This window comes from Streptomyces spongiicola (assembly GCF_003122365.1).
GTDB classification, from domain to species: Bacteria; Actinomycetota; Actinomycetes; order Streptomycetales; family Streptomycetaceae; genus Streptomyces; species Streptomyces spongiicola.
In genome coordinates this window covers 5,004,095-5,030,644 of sequence record NZ_CP029254.1, presented here as the reverse complement: position 1 = coordinate 5,030,644, position 26,550 = coordinate 5,004,095, and the positions used below count along the sequence as shown (strand labels likewise).

At 71.6% G+C, this 26,550-nt stretch carries 19 protein-coding genes and 1 pseudogene; 13 read left to right on the top strand and 7 right to left on the bottom strand.

Annotation, left to right across the window (positions count from 1 at the left end; genetic code table 11):
* Nucleotides 1–19: 19 nt before the first annotated feature.
* Nucleotides 20–880 (bottom strand): hypothetical protein, encoded by an 861-nt coding sequence (locus DDQ41_RS22125; RefSeq protein ID WP_109296048.1) that lies wholly within the window; start codon nt 878–880, stop codon nt 20–22.
* Between the two features lie 666 nt (nt 881–1,546).
* On the opposite strand from DDQ41_RS22125, the gene DDQ41_RS22120 reads away from it, so the two are divergent.
* A complete protein-coding gene (locus tag DDQ41_RS22120; RefSeq protein ID WP_109296047.1) occupies nt 1,547–3,250 on the top strand; it encodes a chitinase in 1,704 nt (567 codons plus the stop codon).
* 427 nt (nt 3,251–3,677) lie between these two features.
* Here DDQ41_RS22120 and DDQ41_RS22115 read toward each other — a convergent pair whose 3' ends face one another.
* Nucleotides 3,678–4,955, bottom strand: a complete 1,278-nt coding sequence (locus DDQ41_RS22115; RefSeq protein WP_109296046.1) for an Nramp family divalent metal transporter — start codon at nt 4,953–4,955, stop codon at nt 3,678–3,680.
* Nucleotides 4,956–5,136: 181 nt separating this feature from the next.
* On the opposite strand from DDQ41_RS22115, the gene DDQ41_RS22110 reads away from it, so the two are divergent.
* The 4 genes from DDQ41_RS22110 (at nt 5,137) to DDQ41_RS22100 (ending at nt 9,889) form a co-directional block, all read left to right on the top strand.
* On the top strand, nt 5,137–6,522 hold the full coding sequence (locus tag DDQ41_RS22110; RefSeq protein ID WP_109296045.1) for a M14 family metallopeptidase: 1,386 nt from the start codon (nt 5,137–5,139) through the stop codon (nt 6,520–6,522).
* A 540-nt stretch (nt 6,523–7,062) separates the two neighbouring features.
* Nucleotides 7,063–8,403: an amino acid deaminase gene (locus tag DDQ41_RS22105; RefSeq protein ID WP_262508534.1), complete on the top strand. Its 1,341-nt coding sequence runs from the start codon at nt 7,063–7,065 to the stop codon at nt 8,401–8,403.
* A 317-nt stretch (nt 8,404–8,720) separates the two neighbouring features.
* Complete coding sequence (locus tag DDQ41_RS31410) at nt 8,721–9,185, top strand: hypothetical protein (protein WP_147317689.1); 465 nt, start codon at nt 8,721–8,723, stop codon at nt 9,183–9,185.
* 260 nt (nt 9,186–9,445) lie between these two features.
* Complete coding sequence (locus tag DDQ41_RS22100; protein ID WP_109296044.1) at nt 9,446–9,889, top strand: hypothetical protein; 444 nt, start codon at nt 9,446–9,448, stop codon at nt 9,887–9,889.
* Nucleotides 9,890–10,037: 148 nt separating this feature from the next.
* Here the strand turns inward: DDQ41_RS22100 and mptB are convergent, their stop codons facing one another.
* A complete protein-coding gene (gene mptB, locus DDQ41_RS22095; RefSeq protein ID WP_109297876.1) occupies nt 10,038–11,537 on the bottom strand; it encodes a polyprenol phosphomannose-dependent alpha 1,6 mannosyltransferase MptB in 1,500 nt (499 codons plus the stop codon).
* Between the two features lie 488 nt (nt 11,538–12,025).
* Here mptB and DDQ41_RS22090 point away from each other — a divergent pair, with 488 nt between their 5' ends.
* The gene (locus DDQ41_RS22090; RefSeq protein ID WP_109297875.1) at nt 12,026–12,787 is read left to right on the top strand and encodes a metallophosphoesterase family protein; all 762 of its coding nucleotides are present in this window, start codon (nt 12,026–12,028) and stop codon (nt 12,785–12,787) included.
* Nucleotides 12,788–13,725: 938 nt separating this feature from the next.
* Here DDQ41_RS22090 and DDQ41_RS33080 read toward each other — a convergent pair.
* Nucleotides 13,726–14,112 (bottom strand): annotated as a pseudogene (locus DDQ41_RS33080) (ATP-binding protein); the annotation flags it as partial.
* Between the two features lie 105 nt (nt 14,113–14,217).
* Here DDQ41_RS33080 and DDQ41_RS22075 point away from each other — a divergent pair.
* The 4 genes from DDQ41_RS22075 to DDQ41_RS22060 all read left to right on the top strand — a co-directional run bounded on the left by DDQ41_RS22075 (nt 14,218) and on the right by DDQ41_RS22060 (nt 17,724).
* Entirely contained in the window at nt 14,218–15,012 is a 795-nt protein-coding gene (locus DDQ41_RS22075) for a helix-turn-helix domain-containing protein (protein ID WP_109296043.1), read from the top strand.
* Complete coding sequence (locus DDQ41_RS22070; RefSeq protein WP_109296042.1) at nt 15,009–15,251, top strand: DUF397 domain-containing protein; 243 nt, start codon at nt 15,009–15,011, stop codon at nt 15,249–15,251. Before DDQ41_RS22075 ends, DDQ41_RS22070 begins: the two co-directional genes overlap by 4 nt.
* Entirely contained in the window at nt 15,248–16,627 is a 1,380-nt protein-coding gene (locus DDQ41_RS22065) for a cytochrome P450 (RefSeq protein ID WP_109296041.1), read from the top strand. The genes DDQ41_RS22070 and DDQ41_RS22065 overlap by 4 nt, the downstream gene beginning before the upstream one ends.
* A 548-nt stretch (nt 16,628–17,175) precedes the next feature.
* On the top strand, nt 17,176–17,724 hold the full coding sequence (locus DDQ41_RS22060; RefSeq protein ID WP_109296040.1) for a hypothetical protein: 549 nt from the start codon (nt 17,176–17,178) through the stop codon (nt 17,722–17,724).
* 231 nt (nt 17,725–17,955) lie between these two features.
* Here the strand turns inward: DDQ41_RS22060 and DDQ41_RS22055 are convergent, their stop codons facing one another.
* Complete coding sequence (locus tag DDQ41_RS22055) at nt 17,956–18,585, bottom strand: alpha-ketoglutarate-dependent dioxygenase AlkB (protein WP_109296039.1); 630 nt, start codon at nt 18,583–18,585, stop codon at nt 17,956–17,958.
* Nucleotides 18,586–18,822: 237 nt separating this feature from the next.
* On the opposite strand from DDQ41_RS22055, the gene DDQ41_RS22050 reads away from it, so the two are divergent.
* On the top strand, nt 18,823–20,034 hold the full coding sequence (locus DDQ41_RS22050) for a pyridoxal phosphate-dependent aminotransferase (RefSeq protein ID WP_109296038.1): 1,212 nt from the start codon (nt 18,823–18,825) through the stop codon (nt 20,032–20,034).
* 118 nt (nt 20,035–20,152) lie between these two features.
* Complete coding sequence (locus DDQ41_RS22045) at nt 20,153–20,539, top strand: SCO4983 family protein (protein WP_109296037.1); 387 nt, start codon at nt 20,153–20,155, stop codon at nt 20,537–20,539.
* Between the two features lie 210 nt (nt 20,540–20,749).
* Here the strand turns inward: DDQ41_RS22045 and DDQ41_RS22040 are convergent, their stop codons facing one another.
* The gene (locus tag DDQ41_RS22040) at nt 20,750–22,573 is read right to left on the bottom strand and encodes a phosphoenolpyruvate carboxykinase (GTP) (RefSeq protein ID WP_109296036.1); all 1,824 of its coding nucleotides are present in this window, start codon (nt 22,571–22,573) and stop codon (nt 20,750–20,752) included.
* Between the two features lie 194 nt (nt 22,574–22,767).
* Between DDQ41_RS22040 and trhA the strand changes: the two genes are divergently transcribed.
* The gene (trhA, locus tag DDQ41_RS22035; protein WP_109296035.1) at nt 22,768–23,454 is read left to right on the top strand and encodes a PAQR family membrane homeostasis protein TrhA; all 687 of its coding nucleotides are present in this window, start codon (nt 22,768–22,770) and stop codon (nt 23,452–23,454) included.
* A 472-nt stretch (nt 23,455–23,926) separates the two neighbouring features.
* On the opposite strand, the gene DDQ41_RS22030 is transcribed toward trhA, so the two are convergent.
* Nucleotides 23,927–26,401, bottom strand: coding sequence for a galactose oxidase early set domain-containing protein (locus DDQ41_RS22030; protein WP_109296034.1), 2,475 nt, complete (start codon nt 26,399–26,401; stop codon nt 23,927–23,929).
* Nucleotides 26,402–26,550 lie beyond the last annotated feature (149 nt).

Here is a 26,550-nt window from a genome sequence, read left to right as displayed (position 1 = left end):
CCACCGCGCCGGCGGTGCACTACGGTCCCTGGCGCATCGGCGTTCCTTCACCGAGGGCGCCTGCGGAGCGCGTCCGGTGTCCGGCCGGGGCCAGTGGCGCCGAGCAGAAACCGCAGCGGTCACCGATGAGTTCGATACGGCACCAGGTGCACACCTCCCGCCGCACCGAGGAGACCAGCTGGTAGACCACGGAGATGTCGGCGAGAAAGGCGGCGAACTCGACCAGCCGCGAAGTGCCCCACCACTGGGGGGAGTCGGCAGGCAGGTCGGTCTCCTCGATCCCCCGGACCTGCCAGCCGGGGGCGAGGGCCGTGTGCACCCACTCCGACTGCAACTGCCCCCGGGCCACCATGAGCCGGGTGGCGAACTGGGGCCCGGTCAGCTCGCCATGGCCGATCCTGACCAGTTGGGGTTCGGGGTTGGCCACGACCCCGAACTGCGCCCCGGGAACCCAGGACCTGGCGTGGGACTTGAGGCCCACGGGCACGCGGTCGAGTCTGGTGACCGAGTTGAGCAGGGCACCCGCCCAGACGTAGTGGGACAGCAGCCTGGCGGCCGAGGCGACCACTCCGGCGCTGAAGTCGCAGACGGACAGCTGGCGCAGCTGCCTGGCCAGCACGGCCACCCCGAGTGGCGGCAGATCGAGCTTCAGCAGAGCGATCCGGTCGCTTTCCAGGACGGAGCGGACCGTGTGCAGTCTGCGTTCGTGGGAGGTGGGGATGGACGCGGGGTATAGGGCGACCACATAGCCGTTCTGCTCCACCAGGACCTGCATGTCGGCGAGTGCCGCCTCCAGCGGCTGGGCGTCCGGCGCGTGCAGCAGCGCCGCGGTGGGTGTATGGCTGTCCGTCGGCGGCAGCACCAGGTCGGCGCTGGTCACAGCAATCGCGGTCGGCACGCTGATTCCCCGTTCGACTCCGGCCGCCGCAGGGACGGCGGCCGCAGGTCCCCTGTTCTTCGTGCTCCCCGTGTATCAGCACTTTAGCCACGTCCGACCGGTTCGGAGAACTGCTTTCGGAACCCGGAAACCCAACCCTCACGCAATACTCACCGGCCAAAGGGGACGAAGCCGCCAGAGCTTAACTCCCGTATCAGCGACAGGGTTTCGCCGGCTGGCTCCTGTGGGTTGATCACCGGAGTGCACGCCTCGCCACACACCGTCCGCCCGCGGGCCCCGCGGCGCGACGGCTTCGCGGCGCGACGACCCTGCGGCGCAACGGCCCCGCGGCAGACCGAGCGCGTGGCAGACCGAGCGCATGGCGGACCGAGCGCGGCGGACCGAACTCGTGGCAGACCGAGGCCGTGGCAGACCTGCCCCCGGCGCGTGCGGGCTTCAGCCGGAGGTATTGACATCCCTATTGGTCTGGACCAACTTGGTCGTGCGGTGGCCACCGTTCCGCACCTCCGCACCTCCGCACCTCCGCACCTCCGCACCTCCGCACCTCCGCACCTCCGCACCTCCGCACCTCCGCACCTCCTCCGCTCCCCGTTCCCCTGGCTCCCCCAACTCCCCTGGCTCCCCCCACTCCCCCACGGAGGCGACAAAGTGGACCGCACCACACGCAGACGCAGACGCGGCTGGCTCCGCGGAGTGCTGGCGCTTGCCATGGGCGCCGGGCTGGGGCTGACCGGCGGGGCCGGCACCGCCCTGGCCGCCGATGTCAACAACGCGCGGAACGCCGGGTTCGAGTCGGGGCTGACCGCCTGGACGTGCTCGGCCGGGAGCGGAGCCGCCGTGTCGTCACCGGTCCGCACCGGGGCGGCGGCACTCCGGGGCACGCCCTCCGGGCAGGACAACGCGAGGTGCTCGCAGACGGTGTCCGTGCGACCCGGCTCGACCTACCGGCTCAGCGCCTGGGTGCAGGGCTCGTACGTATACCTCGGCGCGAGCGGGACGGGCACGACCGATGTGTCGACCTGGACTCCCGGGGGCTCCGGCTGGTCCCAGTTGAGCACCGCCTTCACCACGGGCCCCGGCACCACGTCGGTGACGGTCTACCTGCACGGCTGGTACGGGCAGCCCGCCTACCACGCCGACGACGTCTCGGTGTTCGGGCCCGACGGGGGCGGCGGCGGGGACCCCGACCCGGTGGTCCCCCCGGTCCCGGCCGGACTCACCGCCGGCGCGGTGACCTCCTCGTCCGTGGCGCTCAACTGGTCGGCCTCCCCCGGCGCGGCCTCCTACCACGTGTACCGGGACGGCACCAGGGTCCTGTCGGTCACGGGGACCTCCGCGACCGTGAGCGGGCTGACCGCCTCGACGTCCTACCGCTTCCAGGTGTCCGCCGCGAACGCGGCCGGAGAGTCGGCGAAGTCGGCGGCGGTGACCGCGACCACGTCGGGCGGCGGCGACCCCGGCGGCCCCTCGGTGCCGAGGCACGCGCTGACCGGCTACTGGCAGAACTTCGACAACGGCGCGACCGTGCAGAGACTGCGGGACGTGTCGGCGCAGTACGACATCATCGCGGTCTCGTTCGCCGACTCCACGGCGACCGCAGGTGAGATCGCCTTCAACCTGGACCCGGCCGTCGGCTACGGCTCGGTGGACGAGTTCAGGAACGACATCGCCGCCAAGAAGCGCGCCGGGAAGTCGGTCGTCCTCTCCGTCGGCGGTGAGCGGGGCAATGTCGTGATCAACAGCGACGCCTCCGCGACGGCCTTCGCCGACAGCGCGTACTCCCTGATGCGGAGCTACGGCTTCAACGGTATCGACATCGACCTCGAGCACGGCATCAACGCGGAGTATCTGACCAAGGCACTGAGGCGGTTGTCGCACCGTGCCGGCCCCTCGCTGGTACTGACGATGGCCCCGCAGACCATCGACATGCAGAGCACCGGGACGGAGTACTTCAGGACCGCCCTCGCCGTGAAGGACATCCTCACCGTCGTCAACACCCAGTACTACAACAGCGGTTCGATGCTGGGCTGCGACCGGAAGGTCCATTCGCAGGGAACGGTGGACTTCATCACCGCGCTCGCCTGCATACAGCTCGAGGGCGGGCTGGACGCGTCCCAGGTGGGCATCGGGGTCCCCGCGTCGCCCAGGGCGGCCGGCAGCGGCTATGTCGATCCGCAGATCGTGCGGAACGCGCTGGACTGCCTGACCCGCGGCACCCACTGCGGCTCGTTCAGGCCGGCTCGTACGTACCCCGCCCTGCGCGGTGCGATGACCTGGTCGACGAACTGGGACGCGACGGCCGGCAGCACCTGGTCCGACGCGGTCGGACCGCACGTCCACAGCCTGCCCTGATCCGTCCGGCTGGTCCCCCGCCGCCCGCCGCGCGGCTGCGCACCCGGCTCTTCCCTCCCTTCGCGCCCCCTCCCGGCCGTCCCTGTCCCCCGGACAGGCAGCGCCACCGTCCCCACCGGTGGCGCTGCCGCCGTTCGGGCGCGGGCCGGCCGGCCGGCCGAATCCCGACGGCCGTACCGCCGCCGCCTGCCGTGCGCCGTACCGCCTACCTCCTACCGCCTGCCATACCGCCGCCGTGTGCCGCCTGAAGCCTGCCGTACCGCCGCCGCGTGCCGTGCCGCCCGTGGCGCGGACCGCGCCGCGTGCCAGGAGCGGCCTTACGCGGGGGCCGCCGTGCGCCGTACCGGCCGCTGCGCCGCCGGTTCCACCGCCGGATGCTCCGCCGGGTGCTCCGCCGCAAGCCGCACCGGCCGTTGCGACAGGTCCCTCACCACGGGAGTTCACGCACCTGCTGCACGCACAGCACGATGAACAGCAGTCCCGCCGCGCCCAGCATGCCGTTGCTCAGCGGGCCGTTGCGCCACTCCCGCCGGACGCGCTCCGAGTTGAGCAGCCAGACCAGGGTCAGCGCCAGGAACGGCATGAAGAAGGCTCCGATCACGCCGTAGGCGATGACGAGGCCGAAGGGCTGGTCGAGGAAGAGCAGCGAGATCGGCGGGAAGGTGAGCCACAGCAGGTAGCCGCGGAAGGCCCGTGACCTGTCCCGCGGTGTCCCGGCCGGCGCCGGCGACGGGCGGTAGTGGGCGACGAAGTCGGCGAACAGCAGGCTGACACCGTGCCAGACGCCGATCAGCGAGGTGAAGGAGGTGGCGAAGAAGCCGACGAGGAAGAGCTTCGCCGTGGCGGCACCGTAGCGGTCCGCCAGGATCGTGCCGAGGTCCAGCAGGCCCTTGTCGCCCTTGGCGATCGCGACTCCGGAGGCGTGCAGCAGCTCGGCACCGACGAAGAGCATCGCGACCACGAAGACCCCGGTGGTGAGGTAGGCGACGCGGTTGTCGAGCCGCATCACCTTCATCCAGCCGCTGTCCTTCCATCCCTTGGCGTTGACCCAGTACCCGTACGCGGCGAGCGTGATGGTGCCGCCCACTCCGCCGACCAGGCCGAGTGTGTACACGAGTGAGCCTTCCGGGAGGACCGGGACGAGGCCCGCGAAGGCGTCGCCGAGGTTCGGTGCGACGCGCACCGCCAGATAGACGGTGATGACGAACATCACGCCCACCATGACCGTCATGACCTTCTCGAACACGGCGTACCGGTTGAACCAGACGAACGCCAGTCCGGCCAGCCCGCAGAGGATGCCCCACCACTTGAGGTCCATCACGTCCGGGAACAGCGCGCCGAGCGGCAGCGCGCTGGAGGACATCGCCGCTGCTCCGTAGACGAAGCCCCAGACGACCACGTACCCGATGAAGTAGATCGTGGTCCACCGTCCGAGGCTGCGCCAGCCGTCGAAGAGGGTTCGGCCGGTGGCGAGGTGCCAGCGCCCCGCCGCCTCGGCCAGTGAGATCTTCACCAGGCAGCCGACGACCGCCGCCCACAGCAGCGTGTAGCCGAACTTGCTGCCCGCGATCAGGGTCGCGACGAGGTCGCCCGCGCCGACGCCGGTCGCGGCGACGACGATGCCGGGGCCGATGTGCCGCCAACCGGCCCTGCGCGTCACCGGGCCCGCCGTCCGTCCTGCCGGCTCCTCCACCGTGTCCGCCATGCGTGTGGTCCTGCCTTCCCGTTCGTGCCGTGCGTCCCGCCGGTCAGCCGAAGAGTGACCGGCCTGTGCTATTGACCGGGGCATGCCATACCCCGACCATGTGCCCGACACACCCGAACAACCGTCAGCACATCCGCACGTCGCATCCAGCAACCCCCACACTCCCCACCCAGGAGACAGCATGCGACTTCGCACACGCGGCTCCGGCATCCCCGGCCGCGCCGGCGGGCGCCACGGCCGGAGATCCGCCACCCGGTCCGCCACCCTCGCCGGCCTGCTGGCACTCGCCGTGGCCGCGCCCTTCACGGCGACCGCCTCACCGGCCCCCGAACCGTCGGCCCCCGCGACCACCGCAGCGGACGAGCGGACCCGCCAGTACGAGATCCACGGGCCGTCGACCGTCGCCGAGCGCACCGCCATCGCGGCCACCGGCGTCTCCCTCGACGAGGTCCACGACCACACGGTCGTGGTCAGCGCCGACACCGCCCAGGCCGAGCGGCTCCGCGCCCTCGGCCACGACCTCGAACCGCTGCCCGCTCCGCCGTCCCGCAAGACGGCGGGCGTCGCGGTGCAGCCGTTCGACTTCCCGCCCGCGGACTCCCGCTACCACAACTACGCCGAGATGACCGCGGAGATCGACCAGCGCGTCGCCGCGCACCCGGACATCATGAGCAAACGGGTGATCGGCAAGTCGTACCAGGGCCGGGACATCGTCGCCATCAAGATCAGCGACAATGTCGGCACCGACGAGAACGAGCCCGAGGTCCTCTTCACCCACCACCAGCACGCCCGTGAGCACCTCACCGTGGAGATGGCCCTCTACCTGCTGCGCGAACTCGGCGACGACTACGGCTCCGACTCCCGGATCACCAACGCGGTCGACAGCCGGGAGATCTGGATCGTGCCGGACCTCAACCCGGACGGCGGCGAGTACGACATCGCCACCGGTTCCTACCGGAGCTGGCGCAAGAACCGCCAGCCCAACTCCGGTTCGTCGGCCGTCGGTACGGACCTGAACCGCAACTGGGACTACAAGTTCGGCTGCTGCGGCGGCTCCTCCGGCTCCCCCAGCTCGGACACCTACCGCGGCAAGTCCGCCGAGTCCGCCCCCGAGGTGAAGGTCGTCGCCGACTTCGTGCGCTCCCGCGTCGTCGGAGGCGAGCAGCAGATCACGGCGGGCATCGACTTCCACACCTACAGCGAGCTGATCCTGTGGCCGTACGGCTACACCAAGGCCGACACCGCCCCGGGCATGACCCAGGACGACCGCGACGCCTTCGCCGCCGTCGGCCAGAAGATGGCCGCGAGCAACGGGTACACCCCCGAGCAGTCCAGCGACCTGTACATCACGGACGGGTCGATCGACGACTGGCTGTGGGGCGACCAGCGGATCTTCGGCTACACCTTCGAGCTGTACCCGAGGAGCTTCATCGGCGGCGGCTTCTACCCGCCCGACGAGGTGATCGAGCGGGAGACCAGCCGCAACCGCGACGCGGTGCTGCAACTGCTGGAGAACGCGGACTGCATGTACCGCTCGATCGGCAAGGAGCAGCAGTACTGCTCCTGAACCGTACGATCCGCCCGAGCGGGCGGTGACGGCGCAGGCCCGGCGGGTTCCCGCCGGGCCTGCGCCCCTTGCTCTTCCTCTCCGCACGCCCCCACGGGGACGGGTCGGTCCGGGTGCGCACGGGCCACGGGCATCGACGCGGGCCGAGCGCCGAGCGGTCGCGGGCCGCATACGGACGGCCGGGTGCGGACCGCGTGGGGACGGGGTGCGGACCTCGTACGGACCTCGTACGGACCTCGTACGGACCTCGTACGCGAGGGCCGCAGCACGAGAGCGGCGGCACGAGACCGGCAGTACGAAAGCGGCGGCACGAGAGCGGATACGGAACCGGGGTCCCGCCGGCGGGACCCCGCACCCGGCCCCAACCGCCCACTGCGGCGCACGCGGCCCCCTGACGTGCTTCCCGCGGGCGCGGCCTGGTCTGATGGGTCCACTGCCCCGGCACCCGGCCGGGACACCGGCCAGTCCGAGCGTGCCGCGCGACGATCGACGATCGACGCGCTCCGCGCTGCACACGACCGCACGCGGAGGAGGCACACCATGCCCGCCGACAGCACCGCCGACAGCACCGTCGAAGGCCCCGACCGGCTCGACCGATCGGACCGGTCCGACCGGCTCGACCGGCTCGACCGGCTCGACCGCGAGACCGTCGACCACCGTTTCAAGGGGCTCCCCCCGGACGCCGAGGGCCTCACCGTCGGCGAACTCGCAGCGCAGCGGCGCAACCTCTTCACCGGTGGCTTCACCACTCCCGTGCTCGCCCTCTCCGCGGCTGCCCTGGAGCACAACCTCGCCCTGCTGGAGACCTACGCCGAGCGCCACGGCCTGGCGTTCGCCCCGCACGGCAAGACCTCCATGTCGCCGCAGCTCTTCGCCCGGCAGCTGGAGCGCGGGGCCTGGGGCATCACCGCCGCCGTCCCGCACCAGCTCCGCGTCTACCGCGCCCACGGGATCCGGAGCGTCTTCCTCGCCAACGAGCTCGTCGACCCGGTGGCGCTGCGCTGGCTCGCCGCCGAGCTGGAACGGGACCCGGACTTCCGGTTCGTCTGCTACGTCGACTCCGTGCGCGGCGTGGAGCTGATGGACGAGGCGCTGGGCGGTACCGCCCGGCCCGTGGACGTCGTGGTCGAACTCGGCGCAGGCGAGGACGCGCGCACCGGCGCCCGCAGCGAGGCCGACTGCACCGCCGTCGCCGAAGCCGTCGCCGCGACGACGACCCTGCGGCTGGTCGGTGTCGCGGGTTACGAGGGCGAGGTGCCGGACGCGACCCCGGAGCGGGTACGCGACTGGCTGCACCGGCTCGTCTCGCTCGCCGTCTCCTTCGACAGGGACGGCCGCTTCGCGGACACGGACGAGATCGTGGTGAGCGCCGGCGGCAGCGCGTGGTTCGACACCGTCGCCGAGGTGTTCGCGGAGCTTCCCGCGCTGTCCCGCCCGGTGCTGAAGCTGCTGCGCTCCGGCGCGTACGTCTCCCACGACGACGGCCAGTACCGGCGTCTGACGCCGTTCAACCGGGTGCCCGAGGAGGGCGCGCTGGAGCCGGCGTTCCGGCTCTGGGCCCAGGTCGTGTCCCGGCCGACCGGGCACCAGGCGTTCGTCAACGCGGGCAAGCGCGACGCGGCGCACGACCTCCACCTCCCCGAGGCCCAGGTCGTCCGGGACGCCCGCGACGGCTCGGTGCGCCCCGCCTCCGGCATCACCGTCACCCGGCTGTCGGACCAGCACGCCTGGCTGACCACGGACGCGGACGCGGACCTGGAGGTCGGGGACTGGGTCGGCATGGGCCTGTCTCATCCGTGCACGTCGTTCGACAAGTGGCAGCTGATCCCGGTGGTGGAGCCCGACGGGAGCGTCACGGACTTCATCCGCACCTTCTTCTGACCGCCCCATCGGGCCACCTCACCGGGCCACCCGGCCGCCCCGCCCCGCCCCACCGCCCCACCGCCTCACCGACCTGCATGCCGTGCGCCCCGATCGACGGCACATAGCCATCGACGGCGCGTCCGGCATCGAGCACGGGAAGCGCGCGGACGCCGCTGGGCAGGCGCCCGCCCGCACGGGTGAGGCTGGGTCTCCGTCGGCGGAGCCGGTAAGCGGCATCACTGACCACGTCGCCGCGAAAGGCGCGGACTGTGCGGATAATTCTCAGCACCCGCACAGTCCGCGCCTACCAAAGGGAGCGGATCGGAGGAATTAGAGTGCTCATAACGGCCGAGAATGAAATCGACATGGAGATATTCCTCCAGCATCTAGGAAAGGCCTTGGCGCTGCGGAAAGCAAGGACGACAATCAACCTCTATGTCGACAACGAAGATGACCTGGTTGGCGATGCACGGGAGGCGTTCACCACCCTGCGGTCAAGAGGAGATGCGGCCACCCCGCCCAGTCGGACCAGTTTCCTCACTAGGCTGCTGCGTCAGCAAGATCCCTATATGGGCTGTGACTTGCACCTGACCAATGACGGTGATCGCCGATCCTTCTCGCTGCTCGCCCACCGCGTGATCGGCTGTGAATCTTGGGTCGAGGGCGAGCAGTTCTTCTCCGCTTCGGGTATCAGTAGTCCCGTGTGGGTAGCCATGGGCGATTTGACAGGCAATGACCTCGTAGAATCAGCTCGCAGAGCTGGCGCGACGAGTCTCAGAGTTATCGATGCAGAGAGCTAAGCAAGACACTCCCCGACCGAGTGGCCATTCGGCTTCTGAATTGACCATCTCGATCGTTCCCGGGAGAGCACTAGTGTCTTATGATTCCGTCAGCATTACTTGATCTTATGTGGCAGGGGGTCTCGGTGTGGAACTCTCCATGGAACAGGCCGCCGAGTTGCGAGAGTTGGTGAACAGCAGAGATGTGCCTGCGGATATCACGACGCGGTTCCGGATCGTACTGTGGCCAGCTGATCCGCTGAGAGAGGAAAGGTAGCGCCATGTGGGATGGCTGTACCCCGGTCCTGGGCGCGGAACTCGACCCGCCCCGACGGGAGATCACCGGCTGGGAGCTTCCGGGCATCGGGGAGATGGACGTCGAGTCGGAGGGCTACCGCATGTCCGTGCTGCCCGCGGACGGCTCCCTGCGTATCGAGCTGGCGTTCTCCGCTGCCTACACGGAGTCCGAGTCGGCGCCGTACCGGCCGCTCGGGCCCGTGTCACTGGTTCTGCACGGCGTGCACTCCATCAGCATGGACACCGCCGGGGCCCCGGCCGACCCGCTGTGGAAGCGGGTACTGCGCGGCGACTCCCAGGACGAGTTGCTGCGCATGGCCTGGGACGAACAGGAGGACGTCCTGTACGTGAGCGACGGCGGCACGGTCCTGACCTGCCGGGGCGGCACCTGGCACTGGCAGCTCGCCGGCCCCGCCGCGGGCCGGTAGGGGCTGTACCGTCAGCTCGGTCCGCCGGCGCCGGTGCGCCGGACGGATCAAGTGGTCGGCGAGTGGACACCGCGAGCGGGCGGAAGAGCTCGCGGGCGTCACCGGCAGGGCGCCCCCGTGTCCACGTCCTGATCGACGGCACCCCGGTTCATCGAGGACGGGAAACGGACGGACGCCCTGGCGGGACGGTCACCCCGCCGGGGCCGGTGAGTACCGGACTCGCGGGGCGTCGGCGCAGGGCGACGAGAGCCACCGCGCAGGCCAGCGCCCCCAGCACGAAGCCGTACGGCGGGGTGTGGCCCGAGGGGGCCGTCTCGTACACCAGCCCGGCGGAGAGCACCGTCAGCACCCGGACGAGCCCGGAGTCCCCAGCGGGTACCGTCGCCGCGACGGCTGCCGTCCCCCACAGCAGGTACCAGGGCTGCACCATCGGCGACAGCGCGACCAGCGCGAGGAGCGCCAACCCCAGGCCGTACACGGGATCGAGAGCCCGGCGGCCGCGCCACGGGTACAGCGTCCGGAAGGAGAGGAAGGCGATCACCGCGAGCGCGGCGGCGAGGCCGAGGGTCTGCACCGCGCCCTTCACGGCGGTGAGTTCGGCACCGGTGAGGGCACGGGCGGCGAGGCCCGCGGCCTGGCCGAGGTCGCTGGTGAGCGACAGGGGCGTGTGTATGGTCCCGGCGACGCCCTGCGTCAGCAGCCAGCCGAAGCCGGTGCCGCCGAGCAGCGACGCCGCGGCCACGACCGCGGCGGCCACCAGCGCGGGTCCGGTCAGGCCCTTCACCAGGCGCCGTGCCAGGGGTCCTTCGCTCCGGCGTACCGCGATCAGCCCGATGAAGAGCAGGGCGAGCACCGCCGGGGACTTGACCATCACGGCGAGGGCGACCACCGCGCTGCCCGTCAGCGGCCGCCCGCGCAGCGCCAGCAGCACCCCGGTCAGCATGAGACCGATCATCAGGCCGTCGTTGTGCATGCCGCCGACGACGTGCAGCAGCAGAAGCGGGTTGAGCACGGCCAGCCACAGCGCCCGGGACGGATCCGCCCCGCACTCGGCGGCGAGCCCCCGTACCGCCCAGGCGACGAGGACGAGCGCGGCGACGGCGAGCAGCCGCATCCCGAGCACGGCGGGCACGAGGATGCCGCCCGTGCCCGCCACCACGGCCTTCGCCAGCAGCAGGAACACCGGTCCGTACGGCGCCGGGGTGTCCGTCCAGTGCCCGCCGACGCTCGCCGCCGCGTCGGCGCCGGACGAGTCCGGGCCGAGCACCGACGGCCCGTGCGCGTACACGTCGTGGCCTTCGAGGACCATCGCGCCCTGGGCGATGTAGCTGTAGACGTCGGCGCTGTGCAGCGGTGGCGCGAGGAGGAGCGGCGCGGCCCAGCAGCCGAGGGTGACGAGGGTGTACCGGACGCCCGGGCTCCGGCCACCGGCGAGCAGCCTGCCGTACGTCCACCAGGCGAGCACCAGCAGCGTCAGCCCGGTGTACGCGAGGACGGCGCCCGCCGTGGTCGCCGCGGGCCCGTAGCCGGCCCAGAGCCCCCAGGGCTCGCGCACCGGCAGGGCTCCGGCGACGGTGCCCCCGGCCGCGACGGCCAGCGCCCCGGCCGTCCCCAGCCGGCGCGCGCCGGTCGCACTCCGCATCCACATGAGCAGCAGTTCCGTCCCCACCAGGCCGGCCGGCCGGCGCCGGATCGCAGCCGGGGCACGCAGCCGGGTCACAAGGACTGCCGAGCCTACAGCGCCCTTGGCGGCCCTCCTGCTCGACTACCTCGGGGCCCTGCCCGCCAACACCCTTTTGCCATCGACCAGAACTCGCCCCGGCTCTTCCCTGGCCGACGCCCGAGCCGGCCGATGAACCCCGGGCACGTCGCGCGACGCACTGCGGAAACGCGGCGTCCCGGCCGGGAAAGGCCGCACGTCCGCCATCCGCCGGCTCGTCCTCCAAGCCCCGGCGCCCGTCATCGCCCGGGCACTGGGCTGCCACGACAAGAGCACCACCCGTATCGCCGCCGAAGCCGGAGCCCCCTGGAAGAGAACCACGCGCCCGGCGACCACACACGCTGACCGGCCCCCTTGGACTACGCGCCGGGCGAAAGACCACACCGCTCGACCGTCTTCACCCCACAGTGGTGACCATGCTGAACCGAGTAGCCGTCCTGTCCGATATCCACGGAGTCCTGCCGGCCCTGGAGGCAGTACTCGCCGAACCAGACGTCAGCACCGCCGATCGCATCGTCCTCACCGGCGACATCACCGCCGGTCCGCAACCGGCCCAGGTTCTCGACCTGCTGACCAGCCTCGACGACCGCGTCATCTGGATCAGCGGCAACGCCGATCGCGAACTCCTCGAATACCGCCGGGGGCAACGCGACACGATCCCCGACCCGATCGCCCCCTGGGCAGCCGAACAGCTCCGAGAGGACCATCTCGACCTTCTCAGCTCACTTCCACGATCACTCTCCCTGTCCGTGAACGGCCTGGGAAAGGTGCTGTTCTGCCATGCCACCCCCCGCGACGACGAGGAGGTGGTCCTGGTCGACTCCCGCCTCGACCGCTGGAAGGAAGTCTTCGAGGGACTCGACACCGACACCCGCACCGTGGTCTGCGGCCACACCCACATGCCGTTCGTCCGCCTCGCCCACGGCCGACTCGTGATCAACCCCGGCAGCATCGGCATGCCCTACGGACGAACCGGAGCACACTGGGCCCTCCTGGGCCCGGGCGTCGAACTCCGCACCACGCACTTCGACCTCCAAGCCGCAGCCACCCAGCTCAACCAGGACTCGTCCTACCCCGGCATCACCGAATGGGCCGACTACTTCCTGCACGCTCGCGCGACCGACGCCGACGCCCTCGCGGCCTTCGCCCCACGGGACGGACGCGACCACAGCCACTGACACCCGGCTCCCCATCCACGACAGCGTTCAGCCGAACATCGACCACACGATCAACGACGCCTACCGATGTCGAGGCCGGGGAAGCCGGGACGGCCGGACGGACCAGCCGGGGGCGGGGCCGGGTCGGCTCAGCGGGCGTGGAGCATGTACGTGTTCTCCAGCTCGTCCTGTACGACGGTCGCCTTGTTGTCCGCCGTCCTGACGTGCAGGTCCTCATCCGGGGTGTGGGTGCGGAACCGCCAGCCGTCCGGCAGCCGCAGCCGGTCGCCGAGGGAGGCCAGGGAGTCCGCCGTCAGGCCGGGGTCCACGGTGTGGGAGTACGCCTGGAGCACGAACGTCCGGCCGTCGGGGTCCTCCAGGGTGTACACCGGCCTGCCGGCCTTCAGCACGTACTCGGTGTCCCGGTCCACGGTGGTGGGCACATAGTGCTTCCCGCCGGCCCCGGCGGAGAAGTCGACGTCCGGCGGGATGCGGACATCGGCGGCCCAGCGGGCCTCCAGGCCGTCGAACAGCTCGACGCCGCCCCAGTCGTAGGTCGTGACCTCGTCGATCGTCCAGAACCGGGGCCCGTTGAGGAAGACGGCGGGGACGCCGAACCGCGCCGCCAGGGCGCCCGCGTCCAGTGCGTTCCACTTGTCGGGCGGGCAGTCGTTGAGGCCGTAGGTGGTGTAGACGGCTCCCCTGAGGCCGCCGTTCCCGTCGGGCGAGATCAGCACGACCTCGCCGTACCTCTCGTCCCGCATACCGCTCAGGTGCCGGGACGGCTTCGCCGGGTCGGACATGACTCCTCCTTGCCACGGCCCGCCGTCCACGGTCGCGGGAACCGTGGCGGCGGGCCGGGGCCCGCCTTCCGGCGGACCCGGGTCGTGACGCGCGTCGTCCGCTCCCTCCAGTCCCCCCAGATCAGCACACCCGGGACGCCCCCGCACGCCGTCGCCGATCTCGAACCACACCGTCTTCCCGACGCCGCACTCCCGCGGGTGGGCGCCCCACGCGTCCGCGAGCGCCGCGACCAGCGCGAGTCCGCGCCCCGACTCGTCGTCCGGCCCGGCGGTACGCGGGCACGGCAGCACCTCGCTCGCGTCCGACACCTCGACCCTCAGCACACCGTCGCTCCCCAGTACGCACCGCGCCCGCACCTGGCGGCCGGGCGGGACGCGGGCGTGCCGGCAGGCGTTCGTCACCAGCTCGCTGAGCAGCAGCACGGCCGTCTCCGCCACCTCGTCGGGGAGCTTCCACTCCCGCGACTGCTCGGCCAGGAACGTGCGGGCCCGGCCCGCACTGCGCGGGCTGCGGGGCAGCCGCCACTCGATGTGCTGAATCATGGCTCATACGCTGCTGGCGCCGCCCCGGCCTGATGAAGTAACGACATGAGTACGCACGGTGGTTGTACCCGACGCGTACATCCGGGACGGGGAGGGCGACGCACCATGACGGAGACCTGGCGGTACTGCGGCAACCAGATCAAACTGTGGCGCACGGAGGCGGGCGTCAGCCGCGAGGAACTCGGCAAGGAGGCCAACTACGAGTACGAGACGGTGAAGTCGATGGAGCAGGGGCGCCGCAAGCCGAGCGCCAGGCTGCTCCAGGTGGCGGACCAGATGTGCGGGGCGCAGGGGAAGCTGCTGGCGGCGCTGGAGTTCCTGAAGCCCGAGCCGTTTCCGGCCCGCTCGCAGGAGTACATGGCGATCGAGGCCGAAGCGATCGCACTCCACTGGTACGAGCCCCTGCTGATCCCCGGGCTGCTGCAGACCGAGGAGTACGCCCGAGCGCTGATCAGCGAGAGCTGCCCGCCGCTGGACGACGAGACGGTCGAAGAGCGGGTGGGGGCCAGGCTGCGGCGGCAGGAGGCACTGTCGCGCAGGTCGAGCACCATGTTCAGTTTTGTACTGCAAGAGGCGGCGTTGCGCAGCATGGTGGGCGGCGGCGAGTCGATGAAACTCCAGCTCCAACGGCTACTCGAAGCAGCCGAAATGCGGAACGTCTCCGTCCAGGCGCTGCCCATGGGCCGATGCAGCGGCCTGGCACTGGCAGGCCCGTTGGTCCTGCTGGAGACTCCGGAGCATGAGCACTACGCCTATTCCGAGGTACAGACGACCAGCGCGCTCCACGCCGAAACCGCCAAGATCAGTGAGCTGACCCAGCGTCATGACATGATCCGCAGGCACGCCCTCTGCATTGAGGACTCAGCCGAGTTCATCAGAAAGGTGGCCGACGAGCTATGAGCGACATACTCACGTGGTTCAAATCCAGCTACAGCGACAGCCAGGGCGGCGACTGCGTCGAAGTCGCCCTCGACTGGCGCAAGTCCAGCTACAGCGATGACCAGGGCGGCGCCTGCGTCGAGATGGCCGCCTGCCCCCACACCGTCCACATCCGCGACTCCAAGCTCGGCGAGGACGGCCCGCGCTTCGCCGTCGCCGGTGCCGCGTGGACGCGGTTCCTGGGCGGTGTCGGGGCATGACGACGAGCACGCGCGTACCCGGTCCGGCCGGTCTGCCTCTGCTGGGTTCGATGTTCGACCTCAAGCGGGACTCCCTCGGCACCTATCTCGCCGCCCGCCGGGCACACGGCGACGTCGTCCGCTTCACCGCGGGGCCGCCGGGGCTGCGGATGGAGCTGTACGCGGTGTTCTCCGCGGAGGGCGCCCAGCAGATCCTGGCGACCGACTCGGCCAACTTCCGCAAGGACAGCGCCTTCTACCAGGAGATCCGGGAGTCCTTCGGCAACGGGCTGCTCACCAGCCAGGACGAGGACTACCTCCGGCAACGGCGGTTGATGCAGCCGCTGTTCACCCGCAAGCGGGTGGACTGCTACGCCGCCGCCGTCACCGACGAGACCGCCGGGCTCCTCGACCGGTGGTCGACCGCCCCCGGCGGCACGGTGGACGTCGTCGACGAGATGACCCGACTGGCGCTGCGGGCGGTGGCCCGCATCCTGTTCGGCACGGACGTCGAGGCGGCGGTGCCCGTCGTCGAGCGCTGCTTCCCGGTCATCGGCGAGTACACGTTACGGCGCGGGTACTCCCCCGCCAACCCGCCACGCGACTGGCCCACCCCCGGCAACCGCCGGGCCGCGTCCGCGATGGAGGAGCTGTACGGGGTCTGCGACCGCATCATCGAGGAGCGGCGCGCGGAGGGGGACGCGGCGGAGGGCGACGACCTGCTCACCATGCTCGCCCGGGCGTCGGGATCCGCGGAAGGCCCCGAGGGCGACGCCCTGGACGCCTCCGAGATCCGGGACCAGGTGCTGATCTTCCTGCTCGCGGGGCACGAGACGACGGCCACCTCGCTGGCGTTCGCACTCCATCTGCTCGCCCGGCATCCGGAGCAGCAGTCGCGGGCACGCGCGGAGGCGGTGCGCGTCCTGGGAGGCCGTACGCCCGAGGCGTGCGACCTCGACGCGCTGCCGTACCTCACCCAGGTGCTGAAGGAGGCGATGCGGCTCTATCCGGCCGCGCCGGTCGTCGGCCGCCGCGGGGTCGCGGACGCGGTCGTGGACGGGCACACCATCCCGGCCGGGGTGGACGTGGTCGTGGCGCCGTGGGTGACACACCGGCACCCACGCTACTGGGAGGACCCGGACCGCTTCGACCCGGAGCGTTTCGCCCCCGGCGCGGAGAAGGACCGCCCGCGCTACGCCTGGTTCCCCTTCGGCGGCGGGCCGCGGGCCTGCATCGGCCAGCACTTCTCGATGCTGGAGTCGGTACTCGCGCTGGCCATGGTGCTGAGCGCGTACGAACTGGAGGCGGTGGACCAGCGGGTCCCGGTCGACGCGGGCATCACCCTGCGCCCGAAGGGGCCGGCGCGCTGCCGGCTGCACCCCGCCGGGCGGGGCTGAGCACCGCGAGGGCAGGCTTCCGCTCCGCCCGGGCCCGTTCCCGGTGCGGCGCGGACCCGGCGCGGACCCGGTGCGGCGCGGACCCCGTCGTCCACTCCCGGCACGGCGGAAACCCGTCTCCCGGTCCGGGCGGGGCGCGGACCCCGTCGCCCGCTCCACCGCTCCCCCTCACCCCTCACCCCGCTCCCGGCTCCCCCGCTCCCCCCTCTCCCCCCGCTCTTCCGGCTTCCGGCTCCCGGCTCCCGGCACGGCAGAGCGCACCCGGGACCGTTTCCCGCCCGAGCGCGCCGTGGACCGTTCGGCGCACGACGGCGCCCGGCCGGGTGACGGCCCGGCGCGGCACACGGGCGCGTTCCCGCCCGCGTGGATATTCGAGTGCGGGAAGGTCCGCCACGCACTGATGAGGGGAAGGGCGTAACGCCGGACTCGGCCGCCGTCCACGGGCGCATCGGCAAGCTCCGCCCGGGGCACGCGGCGGCGGAGGCGGCAGGGCTCCACACCCTCCCGGCATTCGACGGACCTCGCACTCGTCGAAAGGGAACGCAAGCATGAAGAAGCTCGCTTGGGCCACCAAGGGCCTTGCGGCAGTCACGGGGGCCGTGCTCGCCGGCGCGGTGATGGCCCCGTCCGCGGCCGCGGACACCATGCCCGAGGCCATGCCCGACGCCATGACCATCGCCCATGAGGTGAGCGGCCTCGCGCTCGGGGACGACAACGGCAAGCGGTGCCGGATCGCGGAGCGCGACGTCAGCGCCGCCGTCGTGGGCGACTCGGCAACAGGAGTGCCGGACAGGGAGGTGAAGGCCACGACCGACCGCAAGGGCAACGCCTACCTCTACGACAGCGCCAACCCCGGCGTCTGGATCCCCCTCCGGTACGTCCCGGGGGCCCCGGAGTGCACCGAGGACCTCGACGTCACCGCCGCCGACGGCGACGCCGGCTCGGCCACGCGCGAGTTCCTCATCACCCTGCTGGCCGGCAGCGGGCACATCTACCAGGCCCGGTGCGACGTCACACCGGGAGTGCCGCTCACCGAGTCGACCATCGCCTCCGCGTGCGCACCCGGGTTCGCTCACGTCGTGGGCACACCCGTCTGAAACTGACCTGATCCCGGCTGCGGCGCGGACCGCGCGGGAGGAGTCACGGCAGGGGCCGGCCGCTCGACACGAGCGGCCGGCCCCTGGTGCTCCTCGTACCGGACCCGGCCCCTGGTGCTCCTCGTACCGGACCCGGCCCCTGGTGCTCCTCGTACCGGACCGGGTCGTCGGGGATCGCGGCGGCACGCCGCCGGGCAGCCGCCCGGGGCCGCGCACCGGACGGGCGGCCCCTCAGTTCACCCCGCGCGGCCGGAACTGGACGCTGACCCTGGCTCCCACCGCCCGGCCGGTCTTGGGGACGGCGTGCTCCCACGTCCGCTGGCAGGATCCGCCCATGACGACGAGATCGCCGTGGCCGAGGGCCTTCCGTACCGTGGCGCCGCGGCCGTTCACGGGCCGGAGCGCGAGGTCGCGCGGGGTGCCGACGGAGAGGATGGCGACCATCGTGTCCTCGCGGGCTCCCCGGCCGATGCGGTCGCCGTGCCAGGCGACGCTGTCGTGGCCGTCGCGGTAGTAACAGAGCCCGGCCGTCGCGAAGGGCTCGCCGAGTTCGGCGGCGTAGTGCGCGGTCAGCGTGTCGCGGGCCTCGGCGAGAACGGGGTGCGGCAGTGCCTCGCCCTCGCGGTAGTGGGCGAGCAGCCGGGGCACGTCGACCTCGCGCTCGTACATCCGGCGCCGCTCCGCCCGCCAGGGGACCCCCTCCGCCAGCTCCCGGAACAACGCGTCGGCGCCGCCGAGCCAGCCCGGCAGCACGTCGAGCCAGGCGCCCTGCCCGAGCACCGTACGGCGGACACCGGTCAGCGGGCCGAGCCGTATCTCGTCGCTCTGGTCGAAGAGCGAACCCTGGAGGTGGACTGGCATGCCTCCACAGTACCCAGAAACCGAACACATGAGCTATTCGACGCGAAGCCGGGACCACCCCCGGCTGCTCGCCCCGGCACGGCACGGGCACCGCCCCCGCCACGGACACGGACACGGGTACGGGTACGGGCACCACCGGAACCGGCACCGGCACCGGCACCGGAACCGGAACCGGCACACGACCGGGGTGGCCCAAAACACGGAGCGCGGCCCGCCACGGGCCCGTAAGCTCGCGTCATGCAGGTGATCCAGTCGACCAAGCTCGCCAACGTCTGTTACGAGATCCGCGGTCCGGTGCTCGAGGAGGCGATGCGGCTGGAGGCCGCCGGTCACCGCATCCTCAAGCTGAACACCGGGAACCCGGCCGCCTTCGGCTTCGAGTGCCCCCCGGCGATCCTCGAGGACGTGCTGCGGAACGTGGGCGACGCCCACGGCTACGGCGACGCGAAGGGCCTGCTGAGCGCACGCCGGGCGATCATGAGCCACTACGAGACCAAGGGCGTCGCGCTCTCCGTCGACGACGTCTATCTCGGCAACGGGGTCTCCGAGCTGATCCAGATGTCCATGCAGGCGCTGCTCGACGACGGTGACGAGGTGCTGGTCCCGGCGCCGGACTACCCGCTCTGGACGGCCGCCGTGTCACTCTCCGGCGGGACCGCCGTGCACTACCGCTGCGACGAGGGGTCCGACTGGATGCCGGACGTCGCCGACATCGAGCGGAAGATCACCGACCGCACCAAGGCGATCGTGATCATCAATCCGAACAACCCCACCGGCGCCGTCTACGACGACGAGATGCTGCGGCAGCTCACGGACGTCGCCCGCCGGCACGGGCTGGTGGTGTGCTCGGACGAGATCTACGACAAGATCCTCTTCGACGGGGCCACCCACACCCCGACCGCCGCGATCGCGCCGGACCTGCTGGTCCTCACCTTCAACGGCATGTCGAAGAACTACCGGGTCGCGGGCTACCGCAGCGGCTGGCTCGCGGTCTGCGGGCCCAAGGCCCACGCGACCTCGTACATCGAGGGCCTGACGATCCTGGCGAACATGCGGCTGTGCGCAAACATGCCGGCGCAGCACGCGGTGGCCGCCGCGCTCCAGGGGCGGCAGTCGATCGAGGATTTGGTCCTTCCGGGCGGACGGCTGCTGGAGCAGCGCGACGCGGCATACGACCTGCTGACGCAGATCCCGGGCGTGACCTGCGTGAAGCCCAAGGGCGCGCTCTACCTGTTCCCGCGGCTCGACCCGGGGGTCTACAAGATCAAGGACGACCGGCAGATGGTGCTGGACCTGCTGCGCACCGAGAAGATCATGGTCGTCCACGGGACGGGCTTCAACTGGCACGAGCCGGACCACTTCCGGATCGTCACCCTGCCGAACGTGACGGACCTGTCGGAGGCGGTCACCCGGATCGGCAGCTTCCTGGACGGCTACAGCCAGCCCTGATGCGGCGGGGGTACGGAGTTCGCACGGACCGGCCGGCCACCCCACCTTCCGGACAGCACTCAACTTTAGACGCGATCTAAGCTAGGATGGCTCCAGAGCTATTGCAGGAGGCCGTCCCATGTACGAACCGATCCGCTCCAAGTCGGTGCACTCGATGGCCGGCGAGTGCGACTTCCCCCACCGCAGCCGCGAGGAGGAGCTGGACATCCAGCTCGCCGGGCACCTCGCCGCGCTGCTCGCCGTCACCGACGAACTCGGACTCGACGCCGAGGCGGAACGCATCGCCGGGCAGGTCGCCCGGCTGCGCGGCGCCCCGCCCGCCCGCCACGCCGGGCTCAGCGGCGCCGACCCGGCCGCCCTCCACCGCCGCGCCCTGGCACTGGCCGGGCGCGCCCTGGTGGTGGCCGCCTCCCGCGCCGACACCGCCGTCGCGATCCTGTCCGCCGAGCGGATCGACGCGCACACCGCCGCCCTGCGAGACGCGCGGCTGGTCGGCGCCCCCTGACGGCCCCGGTCCGCGTGCCAGGAGACGCGCGGACCGGGCGCCACTCGCCCGTCCCGGGCAGGAAGCCGGCCGCCTCGCACCGCCGCCGGTGCCCCGATCGGCTGCACCACCCGGCGGACACCCGGCGGGACGCCATCGCCGGAAAGGGCCGGGGCCCGCTCCGTACGCCGTTGTACGGTGCGGGCCCCGGCCCCGGCTCCGAGTGGGGGTTCAGCCCAGTCGGGCGACCAGTGCGCGGTACTCGTCCCACAGCTCCTTCGGGGTGTGGTCACCGAAGGTGTTGAGGTGCTCCGGGACCAGCGCGGCCTCCTCGCGCCAGACGTCCGCGTCGACCTTGAGCAGGAAGTCCAGGTCCTCGTCGGACAGCTCCAGGCCGTCGGTGTCCAGGGACTTCCGGGTGGGGAGGATGCCGATCGGCGTCTCGACGCCCTCGGCCCGGCCCTCCAGACGCTCCACGATCCACTTCAGCACGCGGCTGTTCTCGCCGAAGCCCGGCCACACGAACTCGCCGGCGTCGTTCTTGCGGAACCAGTTCACGTAGTAGATCTTCGGGAGCGCGGACTGGTCGGCGTCCTTGCCGACCTTGATCCAGTGGGCCATGTAGTCGCCCATGTTGTAGCCGCAGAAGGGCAGCATCGCGAACGGGTCGCGGCGCAGCTCGCCGACCCTGCCCTCGGCGGCCGCGGTCTTCTCGGAGGCGACGTTCGCGCCCAGGAAGACGCCGTGCTGCCAGTCGAAGGACTCCGTCACCAGCGGGACGGCGGAGGCGCGGCGCCCGCCGAAGAGGATCGCCGAGATCGGCACGCCCTTCGGGTCCTCCCACTCCGGCGCGATGATCGGGCACTGCGCGGCCGGGACGGTGAAGCGGGCGTTCGGGTGGGCGGCCGGGGTGCCGGACTCCGGCGTCCAGTCGTTGCCCTTCCAGTCGGTCAGATGGGCCGGAGTGTCCTCCGTCATGCCCTCCCACCAGATGTCGCCGTCGTCGGTGAGGGCGACGTTGGTGAAGACCGCGTTGCCCCACAGGGTCTTCATGGCGTTGGCGTTGGTGTGTTCGCCGGTGCCGGGTGCGACGCCGAAGAAGCCGGCCTCGGGGTTGATCGCGTGAAGGCGGCCGTCCTCGCCGAACCGCATCCAGGCGATGTCGTCGCCGATGGTCTCCACCGTCCAGCCGGAGATCGTGGGCTCCAGCATGGCCAGGTTGGTCTTGCCGCAGGCCGAGGGGAAGGCCGCGGCCACGTACTTCGGCTCGCCCTGCGGCGGGGTCAGCTTGAGGATGAGCATGTGCTCGGCGAGCCAGCCCTCGTCGCGTGCCATCACGGAGGCGATGCGCAGGGCGTAGCACTTCTTGCCCAGGAGGGCGTTGCCGCCGTAGCCGGAGCCGTAGGACCAGATCTCACGGGACTCGGGGAAGTGCGAGATGTACTTGGTGGAGTTGCACGGCCACGGAACGTCCTCCTGGCCCGGCTCCAGCGGTGCGCCGAGGGTGTGCACGGCCTTCACGAAGAAGCCGTCGGAGCCGAGTTCGTCCAGGACGGCCTGGCCCATCCGGGTCATGGTGCGCATGGCGACGGCGACGTAGGCGGAGTCGGTGATCTCGACGCCCAGGGCGGAGAGCGGCGAGCCGAGGGGGCCCATGCAGAAGGGGACGACGTACATCGTCCGGCCCTTCATCGAACCGCGGAAGACTCCCTTCTCGCCGGAGAAGACCTCCCGCATCTCCGCGGGGGCCTTCCAGTGGTTCGTCGGGCCGGCGTCCTCCTCCTTCTCGGAGCAGATGAAGGTGCGGTCCTCGACGCGCGCCACGTCCGTGGGGTCGGAGGCGGCGTAGTAGGAGTTGGGGCGCTTGATCGGGTCCAGCCTGCGGAACGTGCCCTTGGCGACCAGTTCCTCGGCCAGGCGGTCGTACTCGGCCTCGGAACCGTCGCACCAGACCACCCGGTCCGGCTGCGTCAGTTCCGCGATCTCGTCGACCCAGGCGATCAGTTCCCGGTGGTTGGTGGGGGCGTTGCCGGGAGCCGCGATGTCGCGCGCCACGATTGCTCCTAAATGAGGGGTTTGAGGTTGTCGCCCCGTGGGGGCTGCGACCCGGACGCTTCGTAGCCGCTCATCCGGTGCCGACCGCACTCATCTGATCATCCGCGCCCGGCGCCCATCTGTCCAGAGGACCCCTCACGTGAGCATTGCCACTCGGGGTCGGCCCCCTGCGGGCCCGTGGATAGCATGCCGCCATGACTGCAGCGCGGCCCGACGCGACCGATGAGACCGAGATCGATCCACCTCCGGTGAAGCCGCGGTTGCGGGGCTGGCTGCACGCGGGGATGTTCCCCGCCGTGCTGGTCGCGGGGATCGTGCTGACCGCCCTCGCGGACTCGACCCGCGGCAGGATCGCCTGCGGCATATACGTGCTCACCGCCTGTCTGCTCTTCGGTGTGAGCGCGCTCTACCACCGGGGCACCTGGGGCCCCCGCGCGACGGCCGTACTCCGCCGGCTGGATCACGCCAACATCTTCCTGATCATCGCCGGTACGTATACCCCGCTGACCCTGCTGCTCCTGCCGGACTCCACCGGACGAGTGCTGTTGTGGGCGGTATGGGCGGCAGCGGTCGCCGGAATCGCCTTCCGGGTGTTCTGGGTGGGCGCGCCCCGGTGGCTGTACACGCCCTGCTACATCGCGATGGGCTGGGCCGCGGTGTTCTTCCTGCCCGACTTCCTGCGCACGGGCGGCATCGCCGTCCTGGTGCTGGTGATCGTCGGGGGGCTCCTGTACAGCGCCGGGGGCGTGATCTACGGGATGAAGCGGCCGAACCCGTCGCCGCGCTGGTTCGGCTTCCACGAGGTCTTCCACTCCCTCACCCTGGCCGCCTTCGTCGTCCACTACGTGGGGATCTCCCTGGTCGCCTACCAGCACTCCTGAGGCGCGGGGAAGGGGCGGCCCGCGGGCACCCTGACGCGGACCGGCCGCCCCGGGTGCGTCGGCCGGTAAGGCCGGCGGGCCTTACCGGCCGACGCACCCGGGGACGAAGGCGCTCCGGAGGGCAGGGGCCCGGGGCGGGCCCCTGCCCGGCTGGTGGAACCGCCGAGCCACCGGACAGGCGGCACGGGACAGCGAGCCACCGGACACGCGGCACCGGACACGCGGCACGGGACACGCGGCACGGGGCCGCCGGTCGGCGCCGGTCGGTCGGCGCCGGTCGGTCGGCGCCGGAGCGCGCCGTCCTGCCCACCGGCCCCCGCCCCGTCCGACTCTGCCGGACCCGTCTGACCCACCCGTCGGACCCCCGGCGAGCCGACCGGGCTCGACGGCTCGGACGGGCCGGAACGGGTCCGGACGGGGCGGGGCCGACGGCTCCGACGGCGACGGCTCCGGCAGGGCCCGGTGCGCGGGGCTACCGGCCCCGCTGCCTCCTCAGGTCGCCCTTCCCGCAGGCGCGGCCGTCCCGGTCCGGGTCCAACCGGAGCGGGTCGTGCTTGCCGTTGACCTTCAGCCGGCCGTATCCGTGCGCGGCGAGCCAGTCGCAGCGGGACCCGGTGGTGGCCTTCACCGGAGCCGGGAAGGCCAGCGGCACGCAGACGCCGGCCGTGCCGTAGTTGCGGTCGCAGCCCGCGATCTTCGGGCTGACCGGAGCCGAGGACCGCTTCTCGCCGTTCTTCTTCGGGGACCTGCCGAGATCCCCGGCGAAGTCGTGGATATGGGCGGACGGGGCGTCATGCGCGGACGGGGCACCGTGCCCGGACGGGGCGTCATGCCCGGACGCGGCGCCGTGCCCGGCCCCCGCCGCGGCGGACGGGTCCCCCAGGTGCACCCACTCGGCCACCGACGGGATTCCGGCCGCGTCCACTCCGAAGAGCATGTACCAGCCGGGCGGGGCGAGGTTGGGGTTGCCGGTGACGTTGAGGTCGATCGTCGTGTCGTCCACCACGCTCATCGGAAGGTCCACGAACCGCTGGTTCGGGTCCGAGGAGTGGGTGACCGCGGCCGGGCGGATCAGCTCCGCCCGGACGATCGGCCGGTCCACCGTGATCCGCTGGGTGTCGCCGTACCGCCACTCGCCCTCGGCCACCGAGGTGATCCGCGGGCGGGGGCCCTTGAGCAGGTACGGCGGGGTGTAGACGGACACGTTGTGGTTGTAGGTGCCGTTGCCGGGGTTGTCGCCCACGGCCATGACCCGGCCGTCCGGCAGCAGGAACGCCGACGAGTGGTAGGTGCGCGGGATCGGGTCGGCCGCGAGGCCCTCCTCGTAGGTGTCGGTCACCGGGTCGAAGAAGGACGCCTCGTACACCGGGTCGGCCCGGTCGTGCAGCCCGCCGCCGGTCTCCAGCACCTTGCCGTCGGGCAGCAGCACCGCCGAGACGTACATCTTGCCCTCGTCACCGGTCTGCGGGCGCTTGCCCTGGCCCTGGTCGACGAGGCCCTGCGGCAGCGGCGGACCCGCCGTGTACCGCGGGTCGGGCTGCTTCAGGTCGATGATGTCGGTGGTCCGGTTGGCCGCCGGGTTGGTCTCGTTGTTGCCGCCGCCGATGGTCAGGACCCGCTGGTCCTGCGCCGGGGGCAGCAGCACGCTGGCGCTCTCGTCGCGCTGGTCCTTGTTCCGCAGACCCGGCACGTCGGTGACGGTGTTGGCGTCGTAGTCGTAGATCGAGGCGCCGGTGCCGGGGGTGCCGTTGCCGAAGACATGGCTGCCCGAGTAGAAGAGGCGGCCGTCCTGCATCAGGATCATCGACGGGTACAGGCCCCAGAACGACCAGGTCTGGTTGACCTGGTGGAGCGGCAGCCACCGGTTCTCGGCGGCCGAGAACTTCTCCGCCGTCACATTGCCCGTCGAGTCCTCCTTCAGCCCGCCGAAGGAGATGACGTCGCCGTTGCCGAGGATCGTCGCCGACGGGTACCAGTGGCCCCCGTTCATGTCGTTGGTCCTCGTGTACGTCTCGGTGACCGGGTCGAAGATGTACGAGTCCTTCAGGCCCTGGTAGCCGATCGAGCCGTCGGCCGACGGGTAGCCCTTGTTGCCGCTCATCACCAGCACCCGGCCGTCGGACAGTTGGACGTGTCCGGCGCAGAACATGTCCGCGGGCGTCGGGATGTCCTTGTAGGTCCCGGTCACCGGGTCGTACAAGGCGGTGGTGAACGTCCCCGCCTCGAACATCGCCGGGTCGTTCCCGGAACCGGCGATCAGCAGCACCTTGCCTCCGCCGGAGCCCCCGGCCCGGGTGGGGGTACCGCCGTGGAGCACCACCGAGTGCACCGAGCGCACCGGGTTCCTGGTGGGCAGCACGTCCCAGCGGCCCTTGGCGCACTCCTCCGCGGTGGCCGTGCACTCCGGCTCCGGCGGCGGCGGGGCGACCTCCTCCATCGCGTAGTCGTCGGTGGTGACGCTGCCGGTGCCGAAGACGGAGACGCCCCAGGTGATCTGGTCCGTGTCGGGTGGGATGACCGGGGTGCGGACCTCGCTGCGGGTCCAGTCGCCCTCCACGGGGAGGGTGCGCAGGTCGGTCCAGTACTGCCAGCCCGAGTTGGTGTCGTGGCGGAAGAGGGTGAGGGCGGTGTCGGGGGTCGTCGACTTGTACCAGAAGGACAGGTCGTACTGCCGCTCCGGGACGACGTGCGGGGCGCAGGCGGCGGACTCCGTGATGAGCGCCTTGCGGTCGCCGTCCAGCCGGCGGGTGAGTTCCACCCGCATCGCGGCGGAGCCGGTGTGCGCGTCCGTGGTGGTGGTGAAGGTGAAGTCGTTGTCGCCCCAGCCCGACTTCGCCCAGCAGAACGGCATGTCGCCGCTGCCGGGGGTCTCGAAGCCGGGGTTCTTGACGAGGTTGGGTCCCGCCGCGGCCGGCTGCTGGGCGGCGAGCAGCAGTCCCGTGGTCATGGCGGCGACGGCGAGCAGGGCGGTCGTCCTACGGGACTGAAGGGTGGAGTGGGTACGTCGGGTGGGTCGGGTGGGTCGGGTGCGTCGGGCGGGCCGGATGAGTCGGCTGATGTGGATGAGTCGGGTGGGGTGGATGGGTCTGCGGGTAC